The 26,563-nt window shown below is 52.9% G+C and carries 23 protein-coding genes and 2 riboswitches; of the genes, 3 read left to right on the top strand and 20 right to left on the bottom strand.

Features of this window, described 5'->3' with window-relative positions; all coding sequences use genetic code 11:
• Window positions 1-56 precede the first annotated feature (56 nt).
• From FHT67_RS15170 to purE, 13 genes are all read right to left on the bottom strand, one after another.
• Window positions 57-875, bottom strand: a complete 819-nt coding sequence (locus tag FHT67_RS15170; RefSeq protein ID WP_132310176.1) for an alpha/beta hydrolase — start codon at window positions 873-875, stop codon at window positions 57-59.
• 542 nt (window positions 876-1,417) lie between these two features.
• Window positions 1,418-2,686 (bottom strand): phosphoribosylamine--glycine ligase, encoded by a 1,269-nt coding sequence (gene purD, locus FHT67_RS15165; protein WP_132310174.1) that lies wholly within the window; start codon window positions 2,684-2,686, stop codon window positions 1,418-1,420.
• Window positions 2,687-2,789: 103 nt separating this feature from the next.
• Entirely contained in the window at window positions 2,790-4,340 is a 1,551-nt protein-coding gene (gene purH / locus FHT67_RS15160; RefSeq protein ID WP_167199492.1) for a bifunctional phosphoribosylaminoimidazolecarboxamide formyltransferase/IMP cyclohydrolase, read from the bottom strand.
• 40 nt (window positions 4,341-4,380) lie between these two features.
• Window positions 4,381-4,992 carry a phosphoribosylglycinamide formyltransferase gene (gene purN / locus FHT67_RS15155; RefSeq protein WP_167199489.1) on the bottom strand — a complete coding sequence of 204 codons (612 nt, stop codon included), beginning with the start codon at window positions 4,990-4,992 and terminating at the stop codon, window positions 4,381-4,383.
• Window positions 4,992-6,035 carry a phosphoribosylformylglycinamidine cyclo-ligase gene (gene purM / locus FHT67_RS15150; RefSeq protein ID WP_167199486.1) on the bottom strand — a complete coding sequence of 348 codons (1,044 nt, stop codon included), beginning with the start codon at window positions 6,033-6,035 and terminating at the stop codon, window positions 4,992-4,994. The genes purN and purM overlap by 1 nt, the downstream gene beginning before the upstream one ends.
• 24 nt (window positions 6,036-6,059) lie before the next feature.
• The gene (gene purF / locus FHT67_RS15145; RefSeq protein WP_167199483.1) at window positions 6,060-7,538 is read right to left on the bottom strand and encodes an amidophosphoribosyltransferase; all 1,479 of its coding nucleotides are present in this window, start codon (window positions 7,536-7,538) and stop codon (window positions 6,060-6,062) included.
• On the bottom strand, window positions 7,523-9,766 hold the full coding sequence (gene purL, locus FHT67_RS15140) for a phosphoribosylformylglycinamidine synthase subunit PurL (protein WP_132310164.1): 2,244 nt from the start codon (window positions 9,764-9,766) through the stop codon (window positions 7,523-7,525). Before purL ends, purF begins: the two co-directional genes overlap by 16 nt.
• Window positions 9,744-10,439 carry a phosphoribosylformylglycinamidine synthase subunit PurQ gene (purQ, locus tag FHT67_RS15135; protein ID WP_116394138.1) on the bottom strand — a complete coding sequence of 232 codons (696 nt, stop codon included), beginning with the start codon at window positions 10,437-10,439 and terminating at the stop codon, window positions 9,744-9,746. The genes purL and purQ overlap by 23 nt, the downstream gene beginning before the upstream one ends.
• 3 nt (window positions 10,440-10,442) lie before the next feature.
• Window positions 10,443-10,685 (bottom strand): phosphoribosylformylglycinamidine synthase subunit PurS, encoded by a 243-nt coding sequence (gene purS, locus FHT67_RS15130; RefSeq protein ID WP_132310162.1) that lies wholly within the window; start codon window positions 10,683-10,685, stop codon window positions 10,443-10,445.
• 346 nt (window positions 10,686-11,031) lie between these two features.
• The gene (locus tag FHT67_RS15125; protein ID WP_167199480.1) at window positions 11,032-11,931 is read right to left on the bottom strand and encodes a phosphoribosylaminoimidazolesuccinocarboxamide synthase; all 900 of its coding nucleotides are present in this window, start codon (window positions 11,929-11,931) and stop codon (window positions 11,032-11,034) included.
• A 24-nt stretch (window positions 11,932-11,955) separates the two neighbouring features.
• On the bottom strand, window positions 11,956-13,251 hold the full coding sequence (gene purB / locus FHT67_RS15120) for an adenylosuccinate lyase (protein WP_132310158.1): 1,296 nt from the start codon (window positions 13,249-13,251) through the stop codon (window positions 11,956-11,958).
• A 7-nt stretch (window positions 13,252-13,258) separates the two neighbouring features.
• Window positions 13,259-14,428, bottom strand: coding sequence for a 5-(carboxyamino)imidazole ribonucleotide synthase (purK, locus tag FHT67_RS15115; protein WP_167199477.1), 1,170 nt, complete (start codon window positions 14,426-14,428; stop codon window positions 13,259-13,261).
• Window positions 14,425-14,910 carry a 5-(carboxyamino)imidazole ribonucleotide mutase gene (purE, locus tag FHT67_RS15110; RefSeq protein WP_167199474.1) on the bottom strand — a complete coding sequence of 162 codons (486 nt, stop codon included), beginning with the start codon at window positions 14,908-14,910 and terminating at the stop codon, window positions 14,425-14,427. Before purE ends, purK begins: the two co-directional genes overlap by 4 nt.
• 195 nt (window positions 14,911-15,105) lie before the next feature.
• Window positions 15,106-15,206, bottom strand: a riboswitch (purine riboswitch).
• A 253-nt stretch (window positions 15,207-15,459) separates the two neighbouring features.
• On the opposite strand from purE, the gene FHT67_RS15105 reads away from it, so the two are divergent.
• Entirely contained in the window at window positions 15,460-16,746 is a 1,287-nt protein-coding gene (locus FHT67_RS15105; RefSeq protein ID WP_167199471.1) for a LysM peptidoglycan-binding domain-containing protein, read from the top strand.
• Between the two features lie 210 nt (window positions 16,747-16,956).
• On the opposite strand, the gene FHT67_RS15100 is transcribed toward FHT67_RS15105, so the two are convergent.
• The 5 genes from FHT67_RS15100 to msrB form a co-directional block, all read right to left on the bottom strand.
• On the bottom strand, window positions 16,957-18,474 hold the full coding sequence (locus FHT67_RS15100; protein ID WP_132310152.1) for a DHA2 family efflux MFS transporter permease subunit: 1,518 nt from the start codon (window positions 18,472-18,474) through the stop codon (window positions 16,957-16,959).
• A 47-nt stretch (window positions 18,475-18,521) separates the two neighbouring features.
• Entirely contained in the window at window positions 18,522-18,956 is a 435-nt protein-coding gene (locus FHT67_RS15095) for a MarR family winged helix-turn-helix transcriptional regulator (RefSeq protein ID WP_132310150.1), read from the bottom strand.
• Between the two features lie 138 nt (window positions 18,957-19,094).
• A complete protein-coding gene (locus tag FHT67_RS15090; RefSeq protein WP_132310148.1) occupies window positions 19,095-19,541 on the bottom strand; it encodes a MarR family winged helix-turn-helix transcriptional regulator in 447 nt (148 codons plus the stop codon).
• Between the two features lie 192 nt (window positions 19,542-19,733).
• Window positions 19,734-20,306 carry a nitroreductase family protein gene (locus FHT67_RS15085; RefSeq protein WP_167199468.1) on the bottom strand — a complete coding sequence of 191 codons (573 nt, stop codon included), beginning with the start codon at window positions 20,304-20,306 and terminating at the stop codon, window positions 19,734-19,736.
• 113 nt (window positions 20,307-20,419) lie between these two features.
• On the bottom strand, window positions 20,420-21,379 hold the full coding sequence (gene msrB / locus FHT67_RS15080) for a peptide-methionine (R)-S-oxide reductase MsrB (protein ID WP_167199465.1): 960 nt from the start codon (window positions 21,377-21,379) through the stop codon (window positions 20,420-20,422).
• Between the two features lie 327 nt (window positions 21,380-21,706).
• On the opposite strand from msrB, the gene FHT67_RS15075 reads away from it, so the two are divergent.
• A complete protein-coding gene (locus FHT67_RS15075) occupies window positions 21,707-22,132 on the top strand; it encodes a hypothetical protein (protein ID WP_132310142.1) in 426 nt (141 codons plus the stop codon).
• The gene (locus FHT67_RS15070) at window positions 22,129-23,202 is read left to right on the top strand and encodes a phosphodiester glycosidase family protein (protein WP_167199462.1); all 1,074 of its coding nucleotides are present in this window, start codon (window positions 22,129-22,131) and stop codon (window positions 23,200-23,202) included. The genes FHT67_RS15075 and FHT67_RS15070 overlap by 4 nt, the downstream gene beginning before the upstream one ends.
• A gap of 151 nt (window positions 23,203-23,353) precedes the next feature.
• Here FHT67_RS15070 and FHT67_RS15065 read toward each other — a convergent pair whose 3' ends face one another.
• Both FHT67_RS15065 and FHT67_RS15060 read right to left on the bottom strand, forming a co-directional pair.
• Window positions 23,354-24,739 carry an NCS2 family permease gene (locus FHT67_RS15065; RefSeq protein ID WP_132310138.1) on the bottom strand — a complete coding sequence of 462 codons (1,386 nt, stop codon included), beginning with the start codon at window positions 24,737-24,739 and terminating at the stop codon, window positions 23,354-23,356.
• Window positions 24,740-24,898: 159 nt separating this feature from the next.
• Window positions 24,899-24,999: riboswitch (purine riboswitch) on the bottom strand.
• Between the two features lie 221 nt (window positions 25,000-25,220).
• Window positions 25,221-26,528: a 6-phospho-beta-glucosidase gene (locus tag FHT67_RS15060; protein ID WP_167199459.1), complete on the bottom strand. Its 1,308-nt coding sequence runs from the start codon at window positions 26,526-26,528 to the stop codon at window positions 25,221-25,223.
• Window positions 26,529-26,563 lie beyond the last annotated feature (35 nt).

The raw sequence follows: 26,563 nt of genomic DNA, 5'->3' as shown, positions 1-26,563 counted from the left end.
ATAGCGTTCGAAAAACGATTACTACCATTTAAACATAAAAAGCGGGACATGTCTTCCTAAATACTCCAGTTATGCCATTCCTGCTGCTTCTTATCCAGCCCTTCCAGCCAATCGGAGGTGACGCGAATCGCTTCCTCCTGGTGATGGCGGCTGGAGTAAGTATGGTTGGCCTGGAAAATTATCTCCTTGTCGCATAGCCCGTCGCTGCGCGTCCAGAATACCTTCTGGTACAGGAAGCTGTAATCGACCGGAATCAGATCGTCGCTTGTGCCGTGAACAAGCAGCACTTCTCCGCCAAAGCGCGTCGCAGCCTGGAACGGCTGATGCTGAAGCAGCGATTCGAAGAATACCGGCTGAAGCGTAAAGCCGGCGTAGTCCGTACTTCCCTTTTGCACCGCTTCGTCATAACCTGCGCGCCCGACGATCCGCACAATGTCATTAAACGGATAGGCTACGGGGGACCACATCACCAGACGCTTCACTCGCTTGTCCCTTACCGCCGTCATAAGCGCCACCGCACCGCCAAGGCTGTGTCCAAGCAGAACGATTCGTCTTGGATCCACGCAATCCATGCCTGCAATATAATCGATAACCGTACGGGTCTGATCAATCATGCTTTCAAAGCCGAGGGCCCCATAATCCCCGTTGCTCTCGCCGCAGCCGCCGTAATCAAACCGGATCACGTAAGAGCCTTGCGCCGCAAGCGCCCTTGCCGTCTTCACGAATAACCGGTCAACTCCAACGCGGCTTCCGATAAAGCCGTGGCATATAATAATAGCCTGCTTTTTGGCATTGTCCTTCTGGTGATCGCTCGGATAATGAAGCGTCGCGGTCAGCTCGAGCTCTTCATGACGAAGCAATAATTGTTTCTCCATAACGATTAGTCCTCCTGCGGTTCGATACTTATTATCTATAATTCCTACCTGATTACTATGAATTGTATTGGGTTCATATTATCATCCTTCTAAGCACGGTGTCAATACCGTTATTCTGCCCCAATGACGAGGGTTCACCAATAAAATATACGCTGCGGAGGAATAGTTGCGCCGCTCCTTGCCCAATCTATAATAATCCGCACACTAATGTCCAACCAAGGAGATGATTCCTATGCCGATGTGGATATCCTGGCTGACCGACCATTGGCTGACGGTTTTATTGCTCGCCGGCATCGTGGTTGCCGTAGTCTATATCATCCTTGAACGCAGTCTGTTGTTTCACAAGGAGTAGTCTCTATTTATTCGCTCCCAAACGAAAAAAAGCGGTCATTCAGGCAAATGCCTGATGACCGCTTTCTTTTGTTTGTCCGGCCAAGGCGAAACGGCTATCGCCGTCCTTAGGCGGTGGCGTGCGTTTCACTCCGGAAACTCCAAGCCAGGTTTATAAGAAAAAAATTATAGACGTTCGAATTGAATTGAGCTTAGCCCTTCAGCGCCTTTGCTGCAATATCGGTACGGCTGTGCATGCCGTCGAAATGAATAACGCTAACCGCTTCGTAAGCGCGGGCGCGCGCTTCCGCAATGTCGCGGCCGCGGCCTACGACGCCCAGGACGCGTCCGCCGCTCGTTACGATCTTGCCGTCTTTCTCCGCCGTTCCCGCATGGAATACGAGAGCGCCTTGCGCTTCAGCCGCATCAAGGCCGGTAATCTCGCGGCCTTTCGGATACGAAGCCGGATAACCTTCCGATGCCACGATAACGCATACCGCTGCTTCGTCGCTCCATTCCAGCTCCAGCTGGTCAAGGCGCCCGTTCAAGGAAGCGAGAACAACGTCAACCAGCTCGGTCTTCAAGCGCGGCAGAACGACTTGGGTTTCCGGGTCGCCCATGCGCGCGTTGAATTCGATTGTTTTGGGACCGTCCTTCGTAATCATCAGACCTGCGAACAATACGCCGCGGAACGGACGTCCTTCGCTCACCATCGCTTTTGCGGTTGGCTTAATGATGTTCTCGATCGATTCTTCGATAATAGCCTGGTCGATATGCGGCAGCGGCGTGTAAGTTCCCATGCCGCCCGTGTTCGGGCCTTTGTCGTTGTCGAATACCGGCTTATGATCTTGCGCCGGCACCATCGCTTTTACCGTCTCTCCGTCAACGAAAGCAAGGATCGACATCTCTTGGCCTTCCAGGAATTCCTCGATAACGATTTGGTTGCCGGCTTCGCCAAACACCTTGTCGACCATCGCTTCCTTCAGCGCTTTCTCCGCTTCCTCCATGGAGTAAGCAACGGTTACGCCTTTACCTGCCGCAAGCCCGTCCGCCTTGATGACGATCGGAACGGATTGCTCGCGCAAGTAAGTCAGGGCCGACTCATAGTCCGTGAAGGTCTCATACTTCGCTGTAGGAATATTGTACTTGCGGAGCAAATCCTTCATGAAGATCTTGCTGCCTTCGATTTCGGCCGCCGCTTTGTTCGGGCCGTACACCGGAATGTTGTGCGCTTCGAACGCATCCACGATGCCTGCCGCAAGCGGATCGTCCGGACCGATAAAGACGAGGTCAATCGCCGCGTCCTTCGCAAATTTCACAAGCTCGTCGAATTGGTCAACCGCGATCGCAACGCAATCGGCGATTTGCGCGATGCCTGCGTTACCAGGCGCACAAAATACCTCTTTGACCTTCTCGCTTTTCTTCAGCGCCCAGACAATCGCATGCTCGCGTCCGCCGCCGCCAACAACTAAAATTCTCATCGCTCTTATTTACCCCCTGGTTAATGGATCAAATGATGGCCAAAAGCGAAGCGATCCTGCCGCCCCGGAAGAGACGCGGCAAGATGCTCCGCTGTTATTAATCTTAGTGTTTGAAGTGGCGAACGCCTGTCATGACCATCGCAATGTTATGCGCATTTGCCGCAGCGATCGACTCTTCGTCCTTGATTGAACCGCCTGTTTGGATAATCGCGGTGATGCCGTGTTTTGCGGCCAGCTCAACCGTGTCGCCCATCGGGAAGAATGCATCGGAAGCAAGCACCGCTCCTGCGGCTTGCTCGCCCGCTTGCTCGATGGCAATGCGAGCTGCGCCAACGCGGTTCATTTGGCCGGCGCCTACGCCGATGGTCATGTTGTTTTTCGCCAGCAAAATCGCGTTCGATTTCACATGCTTCACAACTTTCCATCCGAAGAGCAGCTGCTTCAGTTCTTCTTCCGTTGGCTTGCGGTTCGTTACGAACTGCAGGTCGCTTTCAGTCAAGCTGCGAACGTCGCTTTCTTGAACAAGCAAGCCGCCGTCAACCGTTGTCGACAGCCAGTCGGATTTGCGTTCAGCCGCGGAACCCGCCAGCTCGCCCAGCTTCAGAAGACGGATATTTTTCTTCTTCGTCAGCACTTCCAGCGCTTCGGGCGTGAAGTCAGGAGCAATAATGATTTCGAGGAAGATTTGGCTCAACAGTTCAGCTGTCTCTACGCCGATTGTACGGTTCGCCGCAACGATGCCGCCAAAGATCGAAGTAGGATCGGCCGCGTATGCCTTTTGATAGGCTTCGTGAATGTCAGCGCCGATGCCAACGCCGCATGGATTCATATGCTTCACGGCTACGCAGGCCGGCTCGTCGAATTCCTTAACGATCGCAAGCGCCGCGTTCGCGTCGTTAATGTTGTTGTAGGACAATTCTTTGCCGTGCAGCTGCTCAGCCGTTGTGATGTTGCCGACAGGAGCAAGCGGTTTGCTGTAGAACGCCGCTTTCTGATGCGGATTCTCGCCGTAACGCAGATCCTGCACTTTCTCGTAAGTAACCGTGTAAGACTCAGGCAGCTCTTCGCCAACTTGCTTGGTCAGGTAGTCCGCGATCAGCGCATCGTAGGCAGCCGTGTGGCGGAATACTTTTGCCGTCAGGCGTTTGCGCGTTTCAAGCGTGGTGTCGCCGCCGGTTTTGATCTCTTCGATAACGCCCGCATAGTCGTTAGCATCTACTACAACGGTAACGAACGCATGGTTTTTCGCAGCCGAACGGAGCATGGTAGGACCGCCGATATCGATGTTCTCGATCGCGTCCTCATATTCCACGTTAGGGTTGGCGATCGTTTGCTTGAACGGATACAGGTTTACAACCACGAGGTCGATGTAATCCAGGCCAAGCTCCTGCATAACCTTTTGATGCTCTTCATTGTCGCGAATCGCCAGAAGTCCGCTATGAACCGCAGGGTGAAGCGTTTTAACGCGGCCGTCGAGGATTTCAGGGAAGCCCGTTACGTCGGAAATGCCGATAACCGGAATGCCTTCCTTCTCAAGCAGGTTAAACGTACCGCCCGTCGAGATGATTTGCACGCCTTGAGCTGCCAGCTCACGAGAAAATTCCACAATGCCAGTCTTGTCCGATACACTAATTAACGCTCTACGAATTGCCACGCCAAATTGCCTCCTCAAAATAGGTCCTTATAATAAAAAGCTAAGCTTTCACCGTTACGATGCGCTCTTCAAGAGCCACGCGGCCTTCTGCTATCCACTGCACGACCTGCGGCAGCAGCTGCTGCTCGGCTTCATGAATCCGCTGGCCAAGCGTGTCCACCGTGTCGCCGTCTTGCACTTCAACCGCGCTTTGCGCAATAATCGGTCCGCTGTCCATGCCCCCGTCCACGTAATGAACGGTAACGCCCGTCACCTTCACGCCGTATTCCAGCGCTTGCCCGATCCCGTTTACGCCTGGGAATGAAGGCAGCAAAGCCGGATGGATATTAATCATACGTCCGTAATAAGGCTCGACGAGCACGGAAGTAATAATGCGCATATAACCCGCAAGCACAACCAGCCCGATGCCGCGGCGCTGAAGCTCCGCGAGAATTTCCGTCTCGTAAGCCTGGCGGGACGGATACTCCTTGGGAACGAACACAAAGGTATCAATCCCGGCCTTGCGAGCCCGCTCCACAACTGGAGCAGCAGGCTTATCACAAACAAGAAGCTCGATGGTTGCATCGAGCCTTCCTTGCCGCACCGCATCGGCCAGAGCTTGGAAGTTCGTTCCTTGCCCTGACGCGAAGACGGCTATTCGGAGTGTTCCCATTAAACGTCCGCTCCCGTGAACGTAACTACGCGGCTGCCTTCCGTTACGGTTCCGATTCGGTATGCTTTTTCGCCAAGCTCGGTCGCCACTTGAAGGGCCTTCTCCGCTTGATCGGCTGGAACGACTACGACTAACCCGATGCCCATATTAAAGGTTGTGAACATATCGCGGTTCGTGATTGCGCCTTTTTCCTGCATAAGCTGGAAGACAGGCAGAATCGGCCAAGAACCGTATTCGATATTCACGTTTACGCCTTCCGGCAGAACGCGCGGGATATTCTCGATAAAGCCGCCGCCCGTAATGTGCGCCATGCCTTTTACGTTTACTTGCTCGATAAGTTTGAGTGCCGATTTCACGTAGATGCGGGTTGGCTCGATCAATACGTCGCCAAGAACCTCATCGTTCAGCTCAGGCAGGCGCTGGTCCAGCGCGTAACCGCACTCTTCAAGAAGAAGACGGCGTACCAGTGAGTAGCCGTTGCTGTGGATGCCGCTCGAAGCGAATCCGAGAACAACGTCGCCGGGAGCGATAGTCGTGCCGTCGATAATTTTCTTTTTATCCACTACGCCAACCGTAAAGCCGGCAATATCGTACTCGTCGCCTTGGTACATGCCGGGCATTTCGGCTGTTTCGCCGCCGATTAAGGCGCAGCCTGCTTGCACGCAGCCGTCGGAGATGCCTTTAACGACCGCTTCGATTTTTTCCGGAACGACTTTACCGCATGCCAGATAATCGAGGAAGAAGAGAGGCTCGGCGCCTTGCACGATAATATCGTTTACGCACATGGCAACCGCGTCAACGCCAATCGTATCATGCTTATCCATCATGAACGCCAGCTTCAGCTTCGTGCCAACGCCGTCCGTTCCCGATACGAGCACGGGCTCCTCGTATTTGTCCTTGTTAAGGCCGAACAGGCCGCCAAAGCCGCCGAGATCCGTCAGCACCTCCGGGCGGAACGTTTTCTTCACATGCTTCTTCATCCGTTCGACTGCTTCATTGCCGGCCGCAATATCGACACCGGCTTTTTTGTACGCTTCTGACACACCAGTCAACCCCTTTTTATACTTTTAACAGCTGCAGCTCTTATCCGACTCTTCGTTTACCGGCGTTGGATAATCGTTATCGAAGCAAGCGAGGCACATGCCGCGGTTGTACGCGCCGTCATTGCCGCCTACCGAATCGATAAAGCCTTCTTGACTAAGGAAAGATAAAGAGTCCGCATTGATCATTTCGCACATTTCCTGCACCGTTCTCGAAGAAGCGACCAGCTCCTTGCGGTCCGGCGTATCGATGCCGTAGTAGCAAGGGTTCTTGAATGGCGGCGATGTAATCCGCACATGCACTTCCGTTGCGCCCGCTTCGCGAAGCATGTTCACGATCCGGCGGGATGTCGTTCCGCGTACGATCGAGTCGTCAATCATCACGACGCGTTTGCCTTCCACGACCTTGCGCACGGCGGACAGCTTCATCTTAACGCCTTGCTCGCGGAGCTCCTGAGAAGGCTGAATGAAGGTACGGCCCGTGTATTTGTTCTTGATCAGTCCAAGCTCGTATGGAATACCCGTTTGCTCGGCATAACCGATTGCGGCGGAAATACTCGAATCCGGCACGCCGGTTACGATATCGGCATCCACGAAGGACTCCATCGCAAGCTGTTTACCCATCCGCTTGCGCGCGGAATGGATGTTGATCGTATTAATATCGCTGTCCGGACGGGCAAAATAGATGTACTCCATTGCGCATGTCGCCCGGCGTTCCACTTCCGCGTAACGGTCCTCGCGCATGCCGTCCGCATCAAGGTACAGCAGCTCGCCCGGTTGAACGTCGCGTACATATTCTGCGCCAATCGATTCGAAAGCGCAGGACTCGGAAGAGAAGACATAACCGTCGCCGATGCGGCCCATCACGAGCGGACGGAGCCCGTTCGGATCAGAAGCCACAAGCAACTTGTCGTTGGTCATGATCAGGAATGCAAAGCCGCCGATAATGCGCTGCAAGGCATCCTTCGCCGCTTCCTCGAAGCTCTTCGGCGAGCGCGCGATCAAATGCGCAATGACTTCCGTATCGCTCGACGTCTGGAAGATTGAGCCCTGGCTCTCCAGCTCCTTGCGGATCTCCGGCGCGTTTACGATGTTGCCGTTTGTTGCGACGGCCAGATCGCCGTCCCGGTAACGGAAAATAAGCGGCTGCGCATTCGCCAGCTTGCTCTCGCCCGCGGTCGAATAACGAACGTGGCCGATGGCGCGGTTGCCGGGAAGCGACTCAATCCGCTCTTTATCGAATACTTCCTTCACAAGCCCCATGCCGCGGTGGTAGGCGAAACGGCTGCCGTTCTCCGTATCCACAGCGCAGATCCCCGCGCTCTCTTCGCCGCGGTGCTGCAGGGCGTGAAGGCCGTAATAGCTGAGGGAGGACGCGTTCGGGACGTTAAAGACCCCGAACACGCCGCACTCCTCGCGCAATTTATCAAACATATCGTCACGGCCAATGCCTTCGTTGTAATGATTTCCCGTCCACAGCTTCAGCTGTTTTATTTCATCAGACATGGAATCGCATCCTTCCAGACCTTCTCCAGTTGTTGTACCGGTGCGTTTACGCCGGATTTGCCGTTTACGTTGATGGTCAGGCTGCTGCCTTTGACAGTGCCGATTGCCGCATTTGCTACGCCTTGCTCGTTCAGATGCGCTTGCAATGCCGCTGCTTTCTCAGGCGTTGCCGAGAGCAGGATACGCGATTGCGATTCGCTGAAGAGCAGGTGATCCGGACGAAGATCCGTTGCCACGTTAACTTCCGCGCCAACGCCGCCGCTGATTGCGGATTCCGCCAAAGCTACGGCGAGTCCACCCTCGGACAAGTCATGCGCGGAAGCAACAAGGCCGCCTTGAATCGCCGTCAGAATAGCGTTCAGCGTCTTCTTCTCCGTTGCCAGATCGATTTGCGGCGGACGTCCCGCTGCCGAGCCGTTCAGAGCGTAAAGCAGCTCGCTGCCGCCAAGCTCCGCTTTCGTCTCGCCCACGAGGATAATCACGTCGCCTTCTTTCTTGAAGCCTTGCGTTGTGATGTGGTCCACATCATGCACGAGACCAACCATGCCGATGACCGGCGTCGGGTAGATCGCGCCTTTTGCGTTCTCGTTGTACAAGCTGACGTTACCGCCGATGACCGGCGTATCAAGCACGCGGCAAGCCTCGGACATGCCGTCTGCCGCTTTCTCGATTTGCCAGAATACTTCCGGCTTCTCCGGGCTGCCGAAGTTCAGGTTATCCGTAATCGCAAGCGGTTCTGCGCCGGAGCACACGATGTTGCGGGCAGCTTCCGCTACCGCGATTTGGCCGCCAACTTCAGGATCGAGATATACGTAACGTCCGTTGCAGTCCGTCGTCATCGCAAGACCCTTGCGTGTGCCGCGAATCGTAACAACTGCCGCGTCGGAGCCCGGTTGAACGGCTGTCGACGTACGAACCATGTAGTCATATTGGTTATATACCCACTCTTTGCTTGCCACAGTCGGCGAAGCGAGTACTTTTTCAAGAGCACCTGTAAGGTCCGTAATTTCTTCGAAAGCAGCTGCATCAACGCTCGCGTTTTCACGGTAGTAAGCAGGCTCGGAAGATGGCTTGTTGTATACCGGGCACTCGTCAACGAGCGCTTTAACCGGCATGTCGGCCACTTGCTCGCCTTTGTGGAACAGGCGGAGACGGCCGTCGTCCGTTACTTTACCAACCTTTTTACAGATAACGCCCCAACGGTCGAAAATTTCCTGCGCTTGCGCTTCATGCTGAGGCTCAACTACGAAGAGCATACGCTCCTGCGATTCGGACAGCATCATTTCGTAAGGCGTCATGCCAGTTTCGCGCTGCGGAACTTCATCCAGGTACAGCTCCAGGCCGTTGCCGGCTTTGGAGGCCATCTCCGCGCTCGAGCAAGTGAGGCCCGCTGCGCCCATATCTTGAATACCGAGTACGATGCCGGAGTTAATCAGCTCAAGCGTCGACTCCATCACGAGCTTCTCCATGAACGGATCGCCGACTTGCACCGCGGTGCGTTTTTCTTCGGATTCCTCGGACAGCTCAACGGAAGCGAAAGTCGCGCCGTGGATACCGTCGCGGCCCGTTGCCGGACCCACGTAGAATACCGGGTTGCCAACGCCTTTTGCCACGCCGCGCTGGATTTTGTCATGATCGATAAGGCCTACGCACATCGCGTTAACGAGCGGGTTACCCTCGTAGCTCTCGTCGAACATGACTTCGCCCGCAACGGTAGGAATACCGATACAGTTGCCGTAGCCGGCGATGCCGCTTACGACGTTCTCGAACAGGTATTTCACGCGGTCATTTTCCAGCTTGCCGAAACGAAGCGAGTTCAGCAGAGCTACCGGACGAGCGCCCATGGAGAAAATGTCGCGGATAATGCCGCCTACGCCCGTTGCAGCGCCTTGGTAAGGCTCAACCGCGGACGGATGGTTATGCGATTCGATTTTGAATACAACCGCTTGGTTGTCGCCGATATCCACGATGCCGGCGCCTTCGCCCGGTCCCATCAGGACGCGAGGGCCGGTGATCGGGAATTTCTTCAGGATTGGCTTGGAGTTCTTGTACGCGCAATGCTCGGACCACATAACGCTGAATACGCCGATTTCCGTATAGTTGGGTGTACGGCCGAGAAAACCGCAGATAAGCTCAAATTCGTAATCCGATACACCGAATTGTTGATAGATCTTTTGCTCGACGATTTGTTCAGGCGTCGGTTCCTTAGCCGTTAATTGCTGCGCCATGTTGTTCCCTCCATGCATTCAAAATCGATGTAAACATCCGTTTGCCGTCTTCCGAGCCGAGGATTTGGTCAACCGCGCGCTCCGGGTGAGGCATCATGCCCACGACATTGCCCTTCTTGTTGCTGATGCCCGCAATGTTCTCTACCGAACCGTTCGGATTCGTGTCGCCCGCGTAACGGAATACGATCTGATTGTTCGCTTTCAGCTCAGCCAGCGTCGCGTCGTCGCAATAGTAATTGCCTTCGCCGTGCGCAATCGGAATATCGATAATCTCGCCTTGCGAGTATTGGTTCGTAAATGCCGTGCCGTTGTTCACCACTTCAAGAAGCTGCTGCTGACAACGGAATTTAAGGCCCGTGTTGCGGATTAATGCGCCTGGCAGAAGGTTCGCTTCGGTCAGGATCTGGAAGCCGTTGCAGATGCCAAGGATGAATTTGCCTTGCTCCGCGGCTTTTACGACTTCATTCATTACCGGAGCAAAGCTGGCCATTGCGCCGCAGCGCAGGTAGTCGCCGTAGGAGAAGCCGCCCGGTACAAGAATCGCGTCATAACCGGAAAGGTCAGTCGCCGTATGCCATACGTAATCAACCTCTTGGCCGATTGTATCTTCTACCGCTTTGAAGCAGTCAATGTCACAGTTGGAGCCGGGGAATACGAGAACCGCAAACTTCATCGATTATCCCTCCAATTCAAAACGGAAATCTTCGACTACCGTGTTTGCCAGCAGCTTTTCGCACATGACTTTCACGCGTGCTTCCGCTTCCGCGCGGTCGCTTGTGTCGAGCTGAAGCTCCAGGTATTTGCCGATGCGGACTTTATCAACTTCCGCGAAGCCCATCGTGTGCAGCGAGCCTTGAACGGCTTGACCTTGCGGGTCGAGTACATTTTCTTTGATCGTGACGTAGACTTTTGCTTTCATAGTAGGGCCTCCTGAAAATGGTTTTTCCGGTCTTGGTGGTGTGAAAACCTCTAGGTCGGCAGCTCGGGGTCGTTCGGTCGCAAGGGTGTCTGTCTACGTCGCTGTTGAAATCCGGAAAATTTGATCAGAACCGCTTAGCGGTTATTTTCCCGATTTCAAAGGCGAGCGCTGTCGCTCTGCGACAGACACCCTTGCTCCCTCACTCCCGGCTGCCGGTTTTTCGCAACACCCTCCCGGGTAGTCGTGTGTGCCGTAGCTGGGGCGTTAGCGCACTAACCGTGCTCAACGCCAAACCTAAAAAAGATCTAAGAACAAAAGATAAAATTAAAACCTATATAATTGCGATCTATACGAGCGAGCGGCCGGTAAGACGGCTATAAATGTCGAGGTAACGATTTGTTGTTTCGGTTACGACCGATTCGGGGAGAGGAGCCGGTTTGCTGTCCCGATCCCAGTCGGAACCAAGAAGGTAAGTACGGACCGGTTCTTTGTCCATGCTGTCGATCTCGATATCGTAAGCATAATTGCTCTCCGCCCAGAAACGCGAGGAATCCGGGGTGAAGATCTCGTCGATCAGAATGACTTTGCCGTCGATCAGTCCGAATTCGAATTTGCAATCCGCAAGGATAATGCCACGCTTCGCGCAATAGTCGTGAGCGAATTCGTACAGCTTGATGCTGCGCTCGCGAAGCTCTTCCGCAAGCTTGGCGCCAACCATCTCCTGCATCCGTTCGAACGGAATGTCCTCGTCGTGGCCAACGTCGTTTTTCGCTGCCGGCGTAAAGATCGGCTGAGGGAAGCGTTCGTTCTTGCGCATGCCTTCCGGCAGCTGGATGCCGTTGATCGCGGTCGTTTGCTGGTATTGTCTCCAGCCGCCGCCGGTGATATAGCCGCGAACGACGCATTCAATGTCGATACGCTCCGCTTTTTTCGTTACCATGATCCGGTCCTTCAAAAGCTCGGGCGCCGTAACGATATCCCCAAGCTTCAGGACGTCCGTGTGTACGACATGGTTCGTCTGAATTTCGGCGGTTTGCTCGAACCAGAAAGCCGACAGGCGATTCAGTACGTTGCCCTTTTGCGGGACAGCCGGATCCAGCACATAATCGAATGCCGAGATGCGGTCCGTCACGACGATCAGGTAATGCTCCCCAAGATCGTAAAGCTCGCGAACCTTGCCTTTATACAGCAGCGGAGCTTTGATGTAGTCCGCCGCCGTGGATAAAGCTTGCGATTGTGCAGTCATTCTTCCTCGAATCCCCTTTGCCCTTTAGTTCAAGCCAAGACGCGTAAAGATGGTATTCACATGCTTCAAGTGCCAAGCCGGATTGAAAGCATCCTCGATCTCTTCCGCCGACAGCAGGCTTGTAATTTCCGGTGTCGATTCGATAATGTCGCGGAATTGGCGCTGCTCTTCCCACGCCTGCATCGCGCGCGGCTGAACCGTGTCGTAAGCTTGCTCGCGGCTGAGGCCTTTGTCGATCAGCTTTGTCATGACGCGGCCGGAGAATGGAACGCCAAACGTGCGCTGCATGTTTTTCTTCATGTTTTCAGGGAACACGGTCAGGTTCTGAATGATGTTGCCCAAACGGTTCAGCATGTAGTTCAGAAGCATCGTTGCATCCGGCAAAATAACGCGTTCCGCCGACGAGTGGCTGATATCGCGCTCATGCCACAGCGGTACGTTCTCGTAAGCTGTCAGCATGTGGCCGCGGATGACGCGGGAAAGACCGGAGATGTTCTCGCAGCCAATCGGATTGCGTTTGTGCGGCATTGCGGACGAGCCTTTTTGGCCTTTCGCGAAGGCTTCTTCCACTTCGCGGAATTCGCTCTTCTGCAAAGCGCGGATTTCCGTAGCGAATTTATCAAGCGATGTCGCAACAAGAGCAAGCGTCGCCATGTATTCTGCGTGACGGTCACGCTGCAGCGTTTGCGTCGAGATCGGAGCCGGGCTGATGCCGAGCTTTTTGCAAACAAACTCTTCCACGAATGGATCGATGTTCGCGTAAGTACCGACGGCACCGGAGATTTTACCGAATTGAACGCCGTTAGCAGCATGCTCGAAGCGCTCCAGGTTGCGTTTCATTTCCTCATGCCACAGCGCCATTTTCAGACCAAACGTGGTTGGCTCGGCGTGAACGCCATGCGTACGGCCCATCATAGGCGTATCTTTGTATTGGATCGCTTTCTCGCGAAGGATCGAGATAAAGCGTTCGATGTCTTTTTTCAGAATGGCGTTGGCTTGAAGAAGCAGGTAGCCGTTCGCCGTATCGACTACGTCGGTCGAAGTCAAGCCGTAGTGAACCCATTTGCGCTCCGGACCAACCGTCTCGGATACCGCGCGCGTGAACGCGATTACGTCATGGCGGGTTTCCTGCTCGATTTCGTAGATACGGTCGATATTGAAAGTAGCCGCTTTGCGAAGCGCTTCTACGTCCTCTCTCGGAATAACGCCAAGCTCAACCCAAGCCTCGCAGGAGCAAAGCTCAACCTCGAGCCATGCCTGGAATTTGTTCTGCTCCGTCCAAATCGCTCTCATTTCCGGTCTGCTGTAACGCTCTAACATGTACCGTTCACACCTTCCAAATAGTTGTCTCTTCTATCCAATCAAGCGCCTGCTGCACATGGCCGGCAAGCACGTTTACATGACCCATTTTCCGTTTGAATACGGAGTCCTTCTTGCCATACAGATGAACCTTCGGAGCAACGTTTAATCTTGCTGCCGCTTCATCATGCTTCGCCATCCGCGCAAGCAGCGGCTCTACATGCTGACCGAGGACATTCACCATAACCACAGGCGTCAGGAGCTCCGTATCGCCCAGCGGCAGATTGCACACCGCGCGCACATGCTGTTCGAACTGCGAAGTCCGGCAGGCTTCCATCGTATAGTGGCCGCTGTTATGCGGGCGCGGCGCCAGCTCGTTAACGAACAGCTCGCCGTCCGCCGTCAGGAACAGCTCTACGGCAATCAAGCCAACTACGCCAAGCCCTTCCGCGATCTTGACGGCCAGCTCCTCCGCTTCCTTCTGAACGCTTTCCGCAATGCGGGCCGGAACGATCGACAGATGCAAAATATTCTCGACATGAATATTTTCCGCAGCGGGGAACGCTTTTATCTCGCCTTGAGGACTTCTTGCCGCAATAACGGATAATTCCTTGTCAAACTTGATGAATTGCTCCAGCACAAGCTCTACGCCGGCACGGCTTAATGTCTCGTAAGCTTCTTCAATCTCGTCGAAGCTCCGAATCACCCATTGCCCTTTGCCGTCATAACCGCCCATCGCCGTCTTCAGCACGCATGGAAGACCAAACTTTTCGGCCGCCGCGCGAAGCTCTTCGCTGCTCCGGACTTCGCTGTACGGGGCAACCCGTACGCCCGCCGCTTCAATCGCACGCTTCTCGCGAAGCCGGTGCTGCGTCGTATAGAGCAGCTCGCTTCCTTGCGGCACGTACGATTCGGACATTAGCATCGCCGCCACATCGGCATCGACATTCTCGAACTCGTACGTAATGACATCCGACCGGCGGGCCAGCTCGCGAGCCGCTTCGCGGTCGTTGTATGCAGCGACGATCTGATCCGCAACTTGTCCACAAGGAGCATCGGGGGTCGGGTCTAGCGCAACAAAGCGATAACCCATTGCGCTGCCTGCGAGCGCCATCATCCGGCCAAGCTGTCCGCCGCCCAGCACGCCGATGGTGCTGCCCGGCAAGAGCGTCCGGTGCTGTTTGTCTTCAATCATCATAGTGTTTCACTGCTTTCCAGCACTTCCTGCTTGATCCGTTCGCGGCGCGCATTCACGCGTGCCTGTACTTCAGGATCAAAAGCACCCAGCATTTGAGCGGCGAGGAGTCCGGCGTTTGTACCGCCGGCATTGCCGATCGCAACTGTCGCAACCGGAATGCCGCCAGGCATTTGCACGATCGACAGGAGCGAATCAAGGCCGCTCAGATTCGAGGATTTGACTGGCACGCCGATTACCGGCAGAATCGTCTTCGCAGCAACCATGCCCGGCAAATGCGCGGCACCGCCGGCACCCGCGATGATGACTTTAAGACCGCGTTCTGCAGCCGTCTCCGCGTATTCGAACATTAAATCCGGAGTCCGGTGAGCGGAAACAACTTTTTTCTCGTAAGGAATTTGCAGCTCTTCTAACACGTCGCAGGCAAGCTTCATTGTATCCCAATCCGACTTGCTGCCCATGATGACGCCTACTTTCGCAGACATGCGTTCAAACCTTCCTTCATCTATAAAATGTGTATATCCCGTTAAACGTAAAAATCCCGCGCCGCAACCATACTTTCTATGGATGCTGCCGGGACCCGAGCAGATGGCAACAATTGTCTTTGCGTTCAACTCCTTAAGAATTTCCAAGTAATGCAAAGACAACATAAGGCTGCCCTATCTCAAGGGCAACCTGTCTATTTGTTCCATCACGCTCGTAGTCCGAAAATAAAGGTTTTCGGGTAGAAACTTTCGGGCCTTTTTCCCGAGGATATACGAGATCTTTCAACCTATTTAGGGAGCATTCGACGAATGTTCCGCCTTAACCTATTTCAGTTTATCCAATCCCCCTATGTCTGTCAATGAAAAGCGTATAAAATACGAACATTAAAATAAAAGAATTCAAATAAAGTTCGTTTTTGTCTTAAATTGATAGGATTTCCCTTTCCTATTCCTGCCTTTATCAATTATTTTGACATGGTTTTAAGTTGGGGGAGCTGCCGAATAGAATAGTAGAGGATGAATCCGAATCATTAAAGGAGGCGAGAGGCGATGCTGATCTATACGGTCAAAGTGCGAGACACCGTGCAGCATGTGGCGCAGCTGTACAGCCTGTCCCCGGAAACTATCCTTGCCGCCAATGACTTGCAGGCAGCCGAGCCTCTCGCAGCCGGACAATCGCTCATTATCCCCATTGAGGCTGACAGCCATCAGGTCGTTCCGGGAGAAACCTTATGGACGATCGCGCAAAAATACGGCATTACCCTGCAGGAGCTGGCCAGAGTTAACCATGTCATTAATCCCGCCCTTATTCTTCCCGGCATGCGGCTCCGCATTCCGAATCCGCGGAAGATGACGATCGAAGCGAACGGCTACGCCGAGCCCTCCGTCTCCGCTGCCGGCATCACCGCCAGCGCGTCCGCCGCAGCCAGACATCTGACCTTCCTCAGTCCCTTCAGTTATCAGGTCAGGCCGGACGGTTCGCTAAGCGTCTTAAATGATTTGCCTGCTATTCAGGAGGCCTACCGCGGACGGGCCGCACCCATGATGGTGATTACGAATTTTGACGGCTATACGTTCAGCCCAAGCCTGGTCCATTTTATTCTAACGAACGAAGCTTCGAAAGAGCGGCTAATCCAGGGGATCCTCTACGTCATGAGGAAGAACAAGTATTGGGCTCTTAACGTGGATTTTTCGTTTGTTCCCGCTGCCGACCGCAAGCTGTATCATCTGTTCCTGGAGCGGCTTGCCGTTTCTCTTCATGCTATGGGATGCCTAGTTTCCTCCACCCTGCCGCCGATTAGCTCAGTCGATCAGGAAGGACAGCTCTTCGAAGGACAGGATTACGCTGAGCAAGGGCGGATTCTGGATTTCGTCATCCTCATGACTTACGAATGGGGATGGGCCGGCGGACCGCCCATGGCGGTTGCTCCTAGGAACGAAGTATCCAAAGTGCTGAACTACGCGGTATCGCTGATTCCGTCCAGCAAGATCATGCTCGGGATGCCGCTTTACGGCTATGACTGGACGCTCCCCTATATCCCGGGTCAGGATTGGGCGATATCCGTCAGCTCGGTCAATGCGGTGCGAAGGGCTGCCAGGTACGGCGCGTTTATCCACTACGATCCAATCGCCGAATCGCCATATTACGGGTATAGGGATGAGTATGGCCGCGACCATCAGGTCTGGTTCGAGGATGCGAGGAGCGTGCAGGCGAAGCTTGATCTGGTCAAATGCTATCATCTGCGGGGGGTGAGCACCTGGGTGCTGGATGTCCCGTTTCCGGCTTTCTGGCCGGTGCTGGCGCATAACTTTCATGTTTATAAGCCGGTGAAATAAGAGGAGGTAAGGTTAAACACGCAAACCGCGCATTAAATGTTCTTCCGATCGCCATTGCTCGAGGATTCCTTGAATCAAGAAATCAAGATGGAATCCTCGAAAAAAGCGAACACTCGGTTTCTCCAGAATCATTTAAATGCTCCGTTTGGGTTTAACCAAGGCGATTCATCAAAAAAAGCCGTGCAGATATCCCTGCACGGCTTTTACTTCTTATTTCGATTGCGTGGCGGCAAGCTGAGCTTTCGCTTGGCCTTCGGAAGAGGCGCTTACTACGGTAGCCGGTTCTTCATGCGGTTTTACTTTTCGGATGAAGAAGGCAAGCAGGAGTGCCGCAACGGCGAACCAAGTTGCTACAACGAACGAGTGGTTGATACCTGTAATCGTCGCTTCTTGAATCACATGGGCCATTGCCGCTTTATCGTTAGGATCAATGCCTTGCGTTGCGACCACATGCTTCGTTTCGGAAGCCGCTTTGTTCGTCATCAGCGTCACGAGGAACGCCGTACCCAAAGCGCCGGCTACGTTACGCAGCGTTTGCGACATGGCCGAGCCGTGAGCGTTCAGACGCTGCGGTAGCTGGTTCATGCCCGCCGTTTGGATCGGCATCATCAGCATGGACATACCGAACATACGCAAGGTGTACATCGTAATCAGGTAACCGTAAGTCGTATGATCCGTCAGCTGACTGAATTCGTAAGACGAATAGACGGTAATAACAAGACCGGTAACCGCAAGCCAGCGGGCGCCGACCTTATCGAAGATCATACCGGTGATTGGCGACATAATCCCCATCAGAATCGCGCCTGGCAACAGGAGCAAACCGGATTTAAGCGGCGTAAAGCCCATAATATTTTGCAGATAAATCGGAAGCAGGATCATACCCGAGAACATGGCCATCGTAATAATAACGTTGATGACGGTAGTCAGGGAATACATGCCGAACTTGAAAACGCGCATTTCAAGGATCGGTTTCTTAACGGCAAGCTGATACCATACAAAGCCAATCAGGGCAACAACGCCGATGATCAAGCTTGTGTAAACCGTTGCGTTGTTCCAGCCGTCCGTACCCGCATCGCTAAAGCCGTACAGCAGGCCGCCAAAGCCCAGAGTGGACAGAATAACGGCGAAAATATCCAGCTTGGATTTTGCGGTCTGCGTAACGTTCTTCATCGAAATCGCGCCGTAAATCAAGCCAAACAGCGACAGCGGCAATACAATGTAGAACAGAACGCGCCAGTCGTAATGCTCAACAACCCAACCGGACAGCGTTGGACCAACGGCCGGTGCGAAGATCATCGCGATCCCCATCATCCCCATGGCCTTGCCGCGTTGTTCAATCGGGAAAATCGTCAGGAAGATGATGGACATCAACGGCATCAGAATACCTGCGCCCGCCGCCTGAATAATACGGCCTGTAAGCAGGGTTTCGAAGTTCGGCGCCAAGGCGCTGACGATGGTGCCTGCCGTAAATAAACTTGTTGCGACTACGAATAATGACCTTGTCGAAAACCGGCTGATCAAATAAGCACTAATTGGAATAAGGACGCCATTGACTAGCAAATAACCGGTGGACAACCATTGTACCGTATTCGCGCTGACCTTCAGGTCCGTCATGATACTCGGAAGCGCAACGTTAAGGAGCGTCTGGCTCAAAAGCGCCACGAAGGCCGCGATTAGCACCGATGCGACGATCGGGCCTCTTTTTAATGCTGCTACAGCATTACTCATAGGGTACTTCTCTCCTTTTTCTATGTTTGTGGATTCAAGCTGAAATGCTACTTATTATCCATATTCGCAAGCAGCTGGGCGAAAATTCTCCTCAGGTGCTGAATATCTTCTTCCGGCAATACATTGAAAAAGGAGGAAAACGTTTCTTTCTGCGATTCGAGAATGTCGTCAACCATATCCCTGCCCTTAGCCGTTAATTCAATGTATACGACCCTGCGGTCGTCGTTTGCCCTTTCGCGGCTGATTAAGTCTTCCGCCACCAGCTTATCGGCAATTCCCGTAATGGCACCGGAGGTTAATCCGAGAATGTCGGCAAGTTCGGAAACCTTGAGGGAGCCCGATGTATGGAGGGTAAACAACAGCTTGAACTGGGTGTAGTTCATGCCCGTCATTGTTTTCCGGCTCCACTCGTTGTTTACGTTTTTCAGGAACGTCTTGAACTGTCCCATGAAGCCAATCAGCTCTTCATTGGCATTCGTCATTGCCTCTTCCCCTTTCCCGCCGATTGCCTGAACCGATAATTCATTAGCATTTAATATTTTAATACTAAATAAATTATTAACAAAGCATTTACTACTATATATCTTTTTTGTGAATCAGTCAATCTGTCGATGCAAAAATTATTTTTCCGGCGTGGCTTCATCCATATTGGCCGTTAGCTTCGAGAAAATTCTTCTCAAATGCTGAAGATCTTCTTCCGGAAGGCCATTGAAAAAGGAAGAAAATATTTCTTCGTGACATTCCATCACTTGGGTGACGAGCTTGTCGCCCTCCGAAGTTAAAGCGATGATCACCACTCTCCGGTCATCCGTTGTTCGTTCGCGGCTGATCAGACCTTCCGCCAGCAGCTTGTCGGCAATGCCCGTAATGGCGCCGGACGTCAATCCAAGCAGATCGGCAAGCTCCGATACTTTCAAGGGACCGGATGAATGAAGCGTGTATAACAGCTTGAACTGCGTTGGGTTCATGCCGGCCATCGTCTTCCTGCTCCACTCGTTTGTGACATTCTTCAGAAATAACCGGAACTGGCCGATAAGATTAATCAACTCCTCGCTGGCATTTGCCATTCCTTCACTCCTTTCCGGCCACATTTATTTTGCAAAGCTAATTTATCAACTCTAAATATTTTAACACTAAATTAATTATAAATAAAGTATTTGCAGCTGAAAAAATTGGCCCCTTATATCTGCCATTATTTTTCCCGTTGGACAACAAAAAAGCGCCCTTGCGGGCGCCTTGTTTTGTCTATAAGCCGGAAATCAGGATTCAAGCCAGGTAGTTTTTTCCGATGCCGGCGTACGCTTTGGTTCCGGCGGAGTCATATCCGGATAACCCATGTAAACGAGCGCTACGATCTGCTCGTTCTCAGCCAGACCAAACGTATCGTTCATAAGCGGATGGTACATCGGGTCGCCGGAACGCCAGATTGCACCCAGCCCGTTCGCGTGTGCGGCAAGCAGCAAATTCTGCACCGCCGTATGCGAAGCGGCAATTTCCTCCACCAGCGTTGCCCGCGGATCAGCCGACGGTGAGCATACGACCGCAATAACAACCGGCGAGCGGTATGCTTTGACGCGCTCCTTGCGGAGACGCTCTTCCAGCTCGGGGCTTTCCCCTGCCCCAAGCGTTGCAAGCGCGACGCGCGCATAACCTTCGCCAAGCTTGGCGCGGCCGTCGCCCGTCATTACGATAAATCTCCAAGGCTGCGTGTTATGGTGGCTTGGCGCCCAGGTTGCGGCGTCGAGCACCTTCTCAATTAAATTACGATCAACCGGATCTTGCTTGACGCGCCCAATGGAACGTCTCGTTCGGATCGCTTCTTCCATATTCATGGTTTCTCCCCCAATCGTTTATTCAAGTGAAAACGGCTGCGCCGTCCTTAGAAGGAGCAGCTTACGTTTCGCGGATGAAATATAAGCATAGTATAGAGTAAACTTATACTTCCTTATATTTTGAAGTAGTTGACGTATTCGCCGTACCCTTCCTTCTCCAGATCGGCTACCGGAATAAATCGGAGCGAAGCGGAGTTAATGCAGTAGCGGAGTCCGTTGGGTCCCGGACCGTCGTCAAATACATGGCCCAGATGGGAATCGCCTTCTTTGCTGCGCACCTCGGTACGAACCATGAAGTGGCTGGTATCAAGCACTTCGGTAATGGCTGCTTCCTTCACCGGCTTCGTAAAGCTAGGCCAGCCGCATCCGGAATCGTATTTCTCGCGGGAGGTAAAGAGCGGTTCGCCCGAGACGATATCGACATACAGGCCCTCTTCCTTGTGATCCCAGAATTCGCCCGTAAAAGGACGCTCCGTCGCATTATTCTGCGTGACTTCGTACTGGAGCGGAGTAAGAAGGGAACGAAGCTCGCCTTCGTCCTTCTTAACCGTCCAGTGCTTATTAATGAAAGCATCGCGGCCGGAGCCTTTGCGGTACATTTTGTAACGGAGCGGGTTCGTCCGGTGATACCCTTGATGATAGTCCTCCGCCGGGTAGAACTCCTTCGCGGGCTCGATGGCTGTAACAATCGGCTTGTCGAATCTGCCGCTTGCCGCCAAAGCCGCCTTTGAAGCCTCCGCTTTCTGGCGCTGCTCTTCATTATAATAGAAGATAGCCGTCCGGTAGGATTCCCCGCGGTCATGGAATTGGCCGCCCGCGTCGGTCGGATCAATCTGATGCCAGAACACGTCAAGCAGCTTCTCATAGGAATAAATCGACGGATCAAACGTAATATGAACAACTTCCGCATGCCCGGTTGTTTCGGAGCATACTTCTTCGTACGTTGGATTTGCTTTATGGCCTCCGGAATAACCCGATACAACGGACAAAATACCCGGTGTTTCTTCAAACGGCGATACCATGCACCAGAAGCATCCTCCGGCGAACATGGCTTGCTCTACAGCTGTGGTCATGTTTCGATTACCTCCTAAAAAGAATTGCGAAGCAATTCTTGCTTCGTAAGCATACGCTTAATGAATTTTCACCCAAACTGCAAATTTTTTAAAGCCAATTGTGATCATTCATGCTTCGAAAGCGTGAACTAAGCGTAATTGTTATTATTATACCTTATCCTTCAATTCCCACAAAATGATTGACTCTTTCCCTAGAAATCTTTGTTACAATGTAGTGACAGCCTTAACCTTGGGCATCGTTCGTGCGTCTAACATGATAGACTAGCTTAAATGCTGTTTTTTGCAGTCCGTTCACTTCCATATTAACGGAAAACGAGGTGAACGCTCATGAGCAATACCGCTTTAGAAACAAATGCTTCTTATGAAACGAAAACGCGCAAGGCTACCAAGCAGCGTGCTTTTGTCATCTTTGTATGTGTATGGGTTATTCTGATTGCCGCCGGCATTACCGGTGCGAAGCTGTACAGCGAGCATGTCCAGAAGCAGATTGCTGCCGACGTGGAGCGCCAGACAGCCGCGCAAATGGCCGAGATGCAAAAGCAATACGATGACCGGATTGCCAAGCTGGAAACCGGCTATAAAGAAGAGCTGTCGCAATTGGAATCCAAGGTAGAGGCTCTCAACGAGCTGCTCACCTTCACGAAGGATAATGCTGATGTCAAAACCGATAACAGCAATAAGCTTTACACGCAATTAAACGAAGTGAAAAAGAAGCTGAACGAACTGCAAAAAAATCTGGATGTGCTCAAATGACGTTATCCATCCGAGCGCTGAACCGAACGATGCTGCTGGCCTGCACACCGTTTGTCGCGATGTTGTTATGGCTTATGGTCACGAATATTACCATTGTCCTTCCGGACAACCTTTACCCGGAGGCTAGTACTCAGCAAGAAGCTGCCGCAGACCATGCAAAATCAGTCGCCAGCGGGCTCGATCAGGCCCGTCAGACCGCTGCTGCGACAAGCGCCTCCATCAAAAGGCAGCTAAAGCTGTATAACCAGACAAACGCCGATATGAAACAGATCGTCAATACGGCAACTGCCCAGGCTAACCGACCGTTAGCGATTTACGACAGGATCATTACCGGACGGCTTGGATCTCCTTCGGGGACGATCAGCTCGGACAAGCTGACCGCGCAATTATTCTACATAAAGGCCGACAACTTCCAAAGCTATGCCATGAAGATCAAGCTTAAGTCCGGCGACGCGATGAAAATGGTACTCGGCAACGATAAGGTAGGCGGTGCCGAAACAACGCTGGCTGCCGCGCAGCGTTACGGCGCCATAGCCGGGGTTAACGCCGGCGGCTTTGCCGATGGCGGGGGCAAGAGGTACCCGCTAAGCACAACCATTCTGAACGGCGACTATGTAGAAGGCTTTGAACCAACCAGGGCCGACCTGTTCTTTGTTGGTCTTAACGCCAGCAATAAGCTGGTTGGCGGTAAATTCACAAGCAAAGAGCAGCTTGATAAACTAAACGTCAAGTTTGGAGCGTCGTTTGTACCCGTGCTTCTAAAGAACGGAAGTCCAACGACGATACCAAGCAAGTGGCAGAGCAGTCCAACGCGGGCGCCCCGCACCGTTATTGCCAACTACAAGGACGGACAGCTGCTCATCATCGTAGCGGACGGCCGCAACGAAGGCGGCAGCTCCGGCGCAACGCTGGCCGAGATGCAGATTCTGCTGCAGCGGTTCGGCGCCGTTGACGGCTACAACCTGGACGGCGGCGGTTCCTCGTCGCTGATCTGGAACGGACGCGTTATTAACAAGCCTTCCGACGGGCAGCTACGAAAGCTTCCCACGCACTTTTTATTTTTTAAATAATTGTCTGTCTCAAAAGGCCTCTCGTTGAAGCGTTGCAGGGATTAATCCCTGCAACGCTATTTTTTGTTTTGACAGCCGACTGTTAACAAAGTCAGGCAACAAAAAAAGCAGCGCCGGTCCAGCGCTGCTTTTTGTTTCTTCTATTATAATGCTACTCCGTTCCCATGATCACATAGCGGCCAACGATAAGAATCGCCAGGATCCACATGAGCCAATGAACTTTGTATTTGCCTTTGTTCGATACGTTTGCGACTGTCGCCAGAACCACATACGATACGATACCAAACGAGATACCGTTAGCGATGCTGTAAGTGAACGGCATAAGCGCCAGCGTCAGGAACGAAGGAATCGCGTATACCATATCGGAGAAGTCGATTTCCTTCACCGATTGAAGCATCAATACGCCAACGATGATCAGTGCTGCGTTCGTTGCAGCCGCAGGAACAAGCGCCACAACCGGCGAGAGGAAGATGGCAAGCAGGAAGCAAACGCCTGTCGTGATCGAAGTCAGACCCGTACGTCCGCCTTGCGCAACGCCGGCCGAGCTCTCCACGAAAGCCGTTACCGTGCTTGTACCAAGCAGCGCGCCGCCGCTTACGGCCACGGCGTCAACGAACATCGCCTTGCCTACGCGTTTCTTGCCTTCAACCGGATCTTTCATAAAGCCTGCGCGGTTCGCTGTACCAACCAGCGTGCCGAAAGTATCAAACAATTCAACGAACGTAAACGTCAGGACGACCGTTACGATACCGACTTCAAATACGCCAGGGAAATCGAAGTGACCGATGTTCATGGTAGAGAAATCAGGTACCCAGGTTTGATTCGTAAAGGTCTTCTTGAAATCAACTTGACCAAGGATGATCGAAAGCACGGTCGTGCCGAGGATACCCCACAGGATTGCGCCAGGTACGCGCAGAACCATAAGGATCCCGATAATGAACAGGGCAACCACGGTCATGATGACCGTTTCGTTTGCGAAGCTGCCGATATGGATAACCGTTTCCGAACCGGAAACATCCGTATAAGCATTTGCTTTAATATCGCCAAAGGCTGTTACGGCAACCGTCATCAGGCCGCTGCCTTTCAAGCCTACAATTGTAATAAACAAACCGATACCAACCGTAATCGCATGCTTCAAGCTATCCGGTACGGCCGTAATGAGCATTTGACGAATTTGCGTCAGCGTCAGGATGATAAAGATAATACCCGAGATAAATACCGCTGTCAGACCCATAGCAACCGAGATCGGCTTGTCGGTAGCCTGCGAAGCGATAACGGTTGAAGCGAAGTAAGCGTTAAGGCCCATACCAGGCGCCAAAGCGACCGGGAAGTTAACGAACAAGCCCATTGCAATCGTGAAAATACCTGCCGCAATTGCCGTTGCCAGGAATACTGCCGTCCAGTCGAGACCCGTTGGCGTCAGGATAATCGGATTGACTGCCAGGATGTAAGCCATCGTCATGAAGGTAGTCAGACCAGCCATAATTTCCGTTCTGAAGTTTGTACCATGTTCCTTGAACTTAAAGAACCGTTCCATTTTCCCATTAACCCCCCAAAAATGTGTACAAGCAACAAAGCCTAGGAAAAGATGCGCTAATACGCATTTATCTCCTAGGCTTTGCAAAAAGGGGAAAAGTATACCGCGGACCGAGTCAATGTCATTCCGTTTTTAAATCATAAAGGAATGACATGCGCGGCACTTTTCCACTCTCTTCGTAGCCTGATCATTTACGGTGATCGAGTAGAGACTCTCAAGCCAATTCTTGAGATTATACGAAAAGTTATTATTAAATTCGTTGTTATCCGTAAATTAATATAATAAGGAACCTGCAGCTTGTCAATGAATTTTTACGAACGTTCGTCTCAATTTAAAAAGCTAACATTCGGCTTTTACCGAAATACTGGTAGTCCATTCGTCCCGATTCTGGCATAAAGTTACATCCATGAGCGATTGATGGGGTGCGATGGACGGCTGCGATAAACAAAAAAAGCCGCAGGAATGCGGCTTTGGGATAAGTTTAGGCTTCGAAAAAGTTCGGTAAGTACTTCTTGTTCGCTTCCAGCATTTCGCCAAGCAGGGCCTTGGCGACGGAGACGCTTGGCACCAGGGGATGATGCACCATGGCTTGAAGCGCAACCCCGCGGTCCCCCGTCACCGCGGCTGCGATTGTAAGAGATTCGTAGGTTTTTACCGCATGCAGAAGCCCCTTGATCTGCTCCGGAATCCGCCGCAGGGGCAATGGCACAGGACCTTGCGCGGTCACCACGCAGTTCACCTCAATGCTTGCATCCTCCGGCAGAAAATCGATGATTCCGCCATTGCGGACGTTCAACGTCTGGATGTCTCTGCGGTCCGTGTAGAGGGAGTGCATCAAATTTACGGCCGCTTCGGAATAATAGGCTCCGCCCCGCTTTTCCAGCTGCTTGGGCTTTTCCTTCAGGTTCACATCCTTGTACAGCTCGAACAGCTCTTCCTCCACCCGACTGACCACGTCGGCACGGGTGCCGTCTTTCTCCAGCGCCTCCTTCATCTCGGCGTACATCGTATCGGTCATGTAGAAGTACCGCAGATAATAGGTCGGAAGCGCGCCAAGCGAGCGGAGGAACTCCGGATCCCAGTCGAAGGCGGTAACGTTAGTGGCGGAGTAGTCTTTTCCTCCTCCAATCATCTCCTGCAGCTTGTCTTCGCCGTTCACGTAAGCGGACGTAATCCAGTGCAGATGGTTGATGCCCGCAAACTCCGGCAGCACTTCACGCTCCGAGACGCCGTATTGCTTGGCGAGATACTTCTGGAAATTGATCGGCGAGTTGCATAGCCCGACCGTCTTCACCTTGCTGTGCTTCAGCACCGCTTCCGTCACAATGCCGGCCGGATTCGTAAAGTTCAGCATCCAGGCATGAGGCGCAAGCTCCTCGATATCCCGGCAAATATCCAATATTACCGGAACCGTCCGAAGCGCTTTGAACATGCCTCCCGGTCCTGTCGTCTCCTGGCCAATAACGCCATGCTTGATCGGAATATGCTCATCCCGGCGTCTTGCCTCAAGCAGCCCTACCCGCATTTGCGTTGTAACAAAGTCGGCCCCGGCAATCGCTTCGCGGCGGTTCAGGGTCAGATGCACATCGATAGGCACACCTGCTTGCTCAACCATCCGCTGCGCCAGCTTTCCGACAATCTCCAGCTTATGCCGTCCCTCTTCAATATCGACAAGCCACAGCTCGCGGATCGGCATCTCCTCGTGGCGTTTAATCAATCCTTCAACCAGCTCCGGCGTATAAGAAGAGCCGCCGCCAATTACGGCGACCTTTAAACCTTGTTTTTTCATTAGAATGGCGCCTCCCAAAAAGAATTCTTAAGCAT

This window comes from Paenibacillus sp. BK720 (assembly GCF_011761545.1).
Lineage (GTDB): Bacteria > Bacillota > Bacilli > Paenibacillales > Paenibacillaceae > Pristimantibacillus.
Note: the sequence above shows the minus strand (reverse complement) of the source record. Positions and strands in the feature narration are given on the sequence as shown.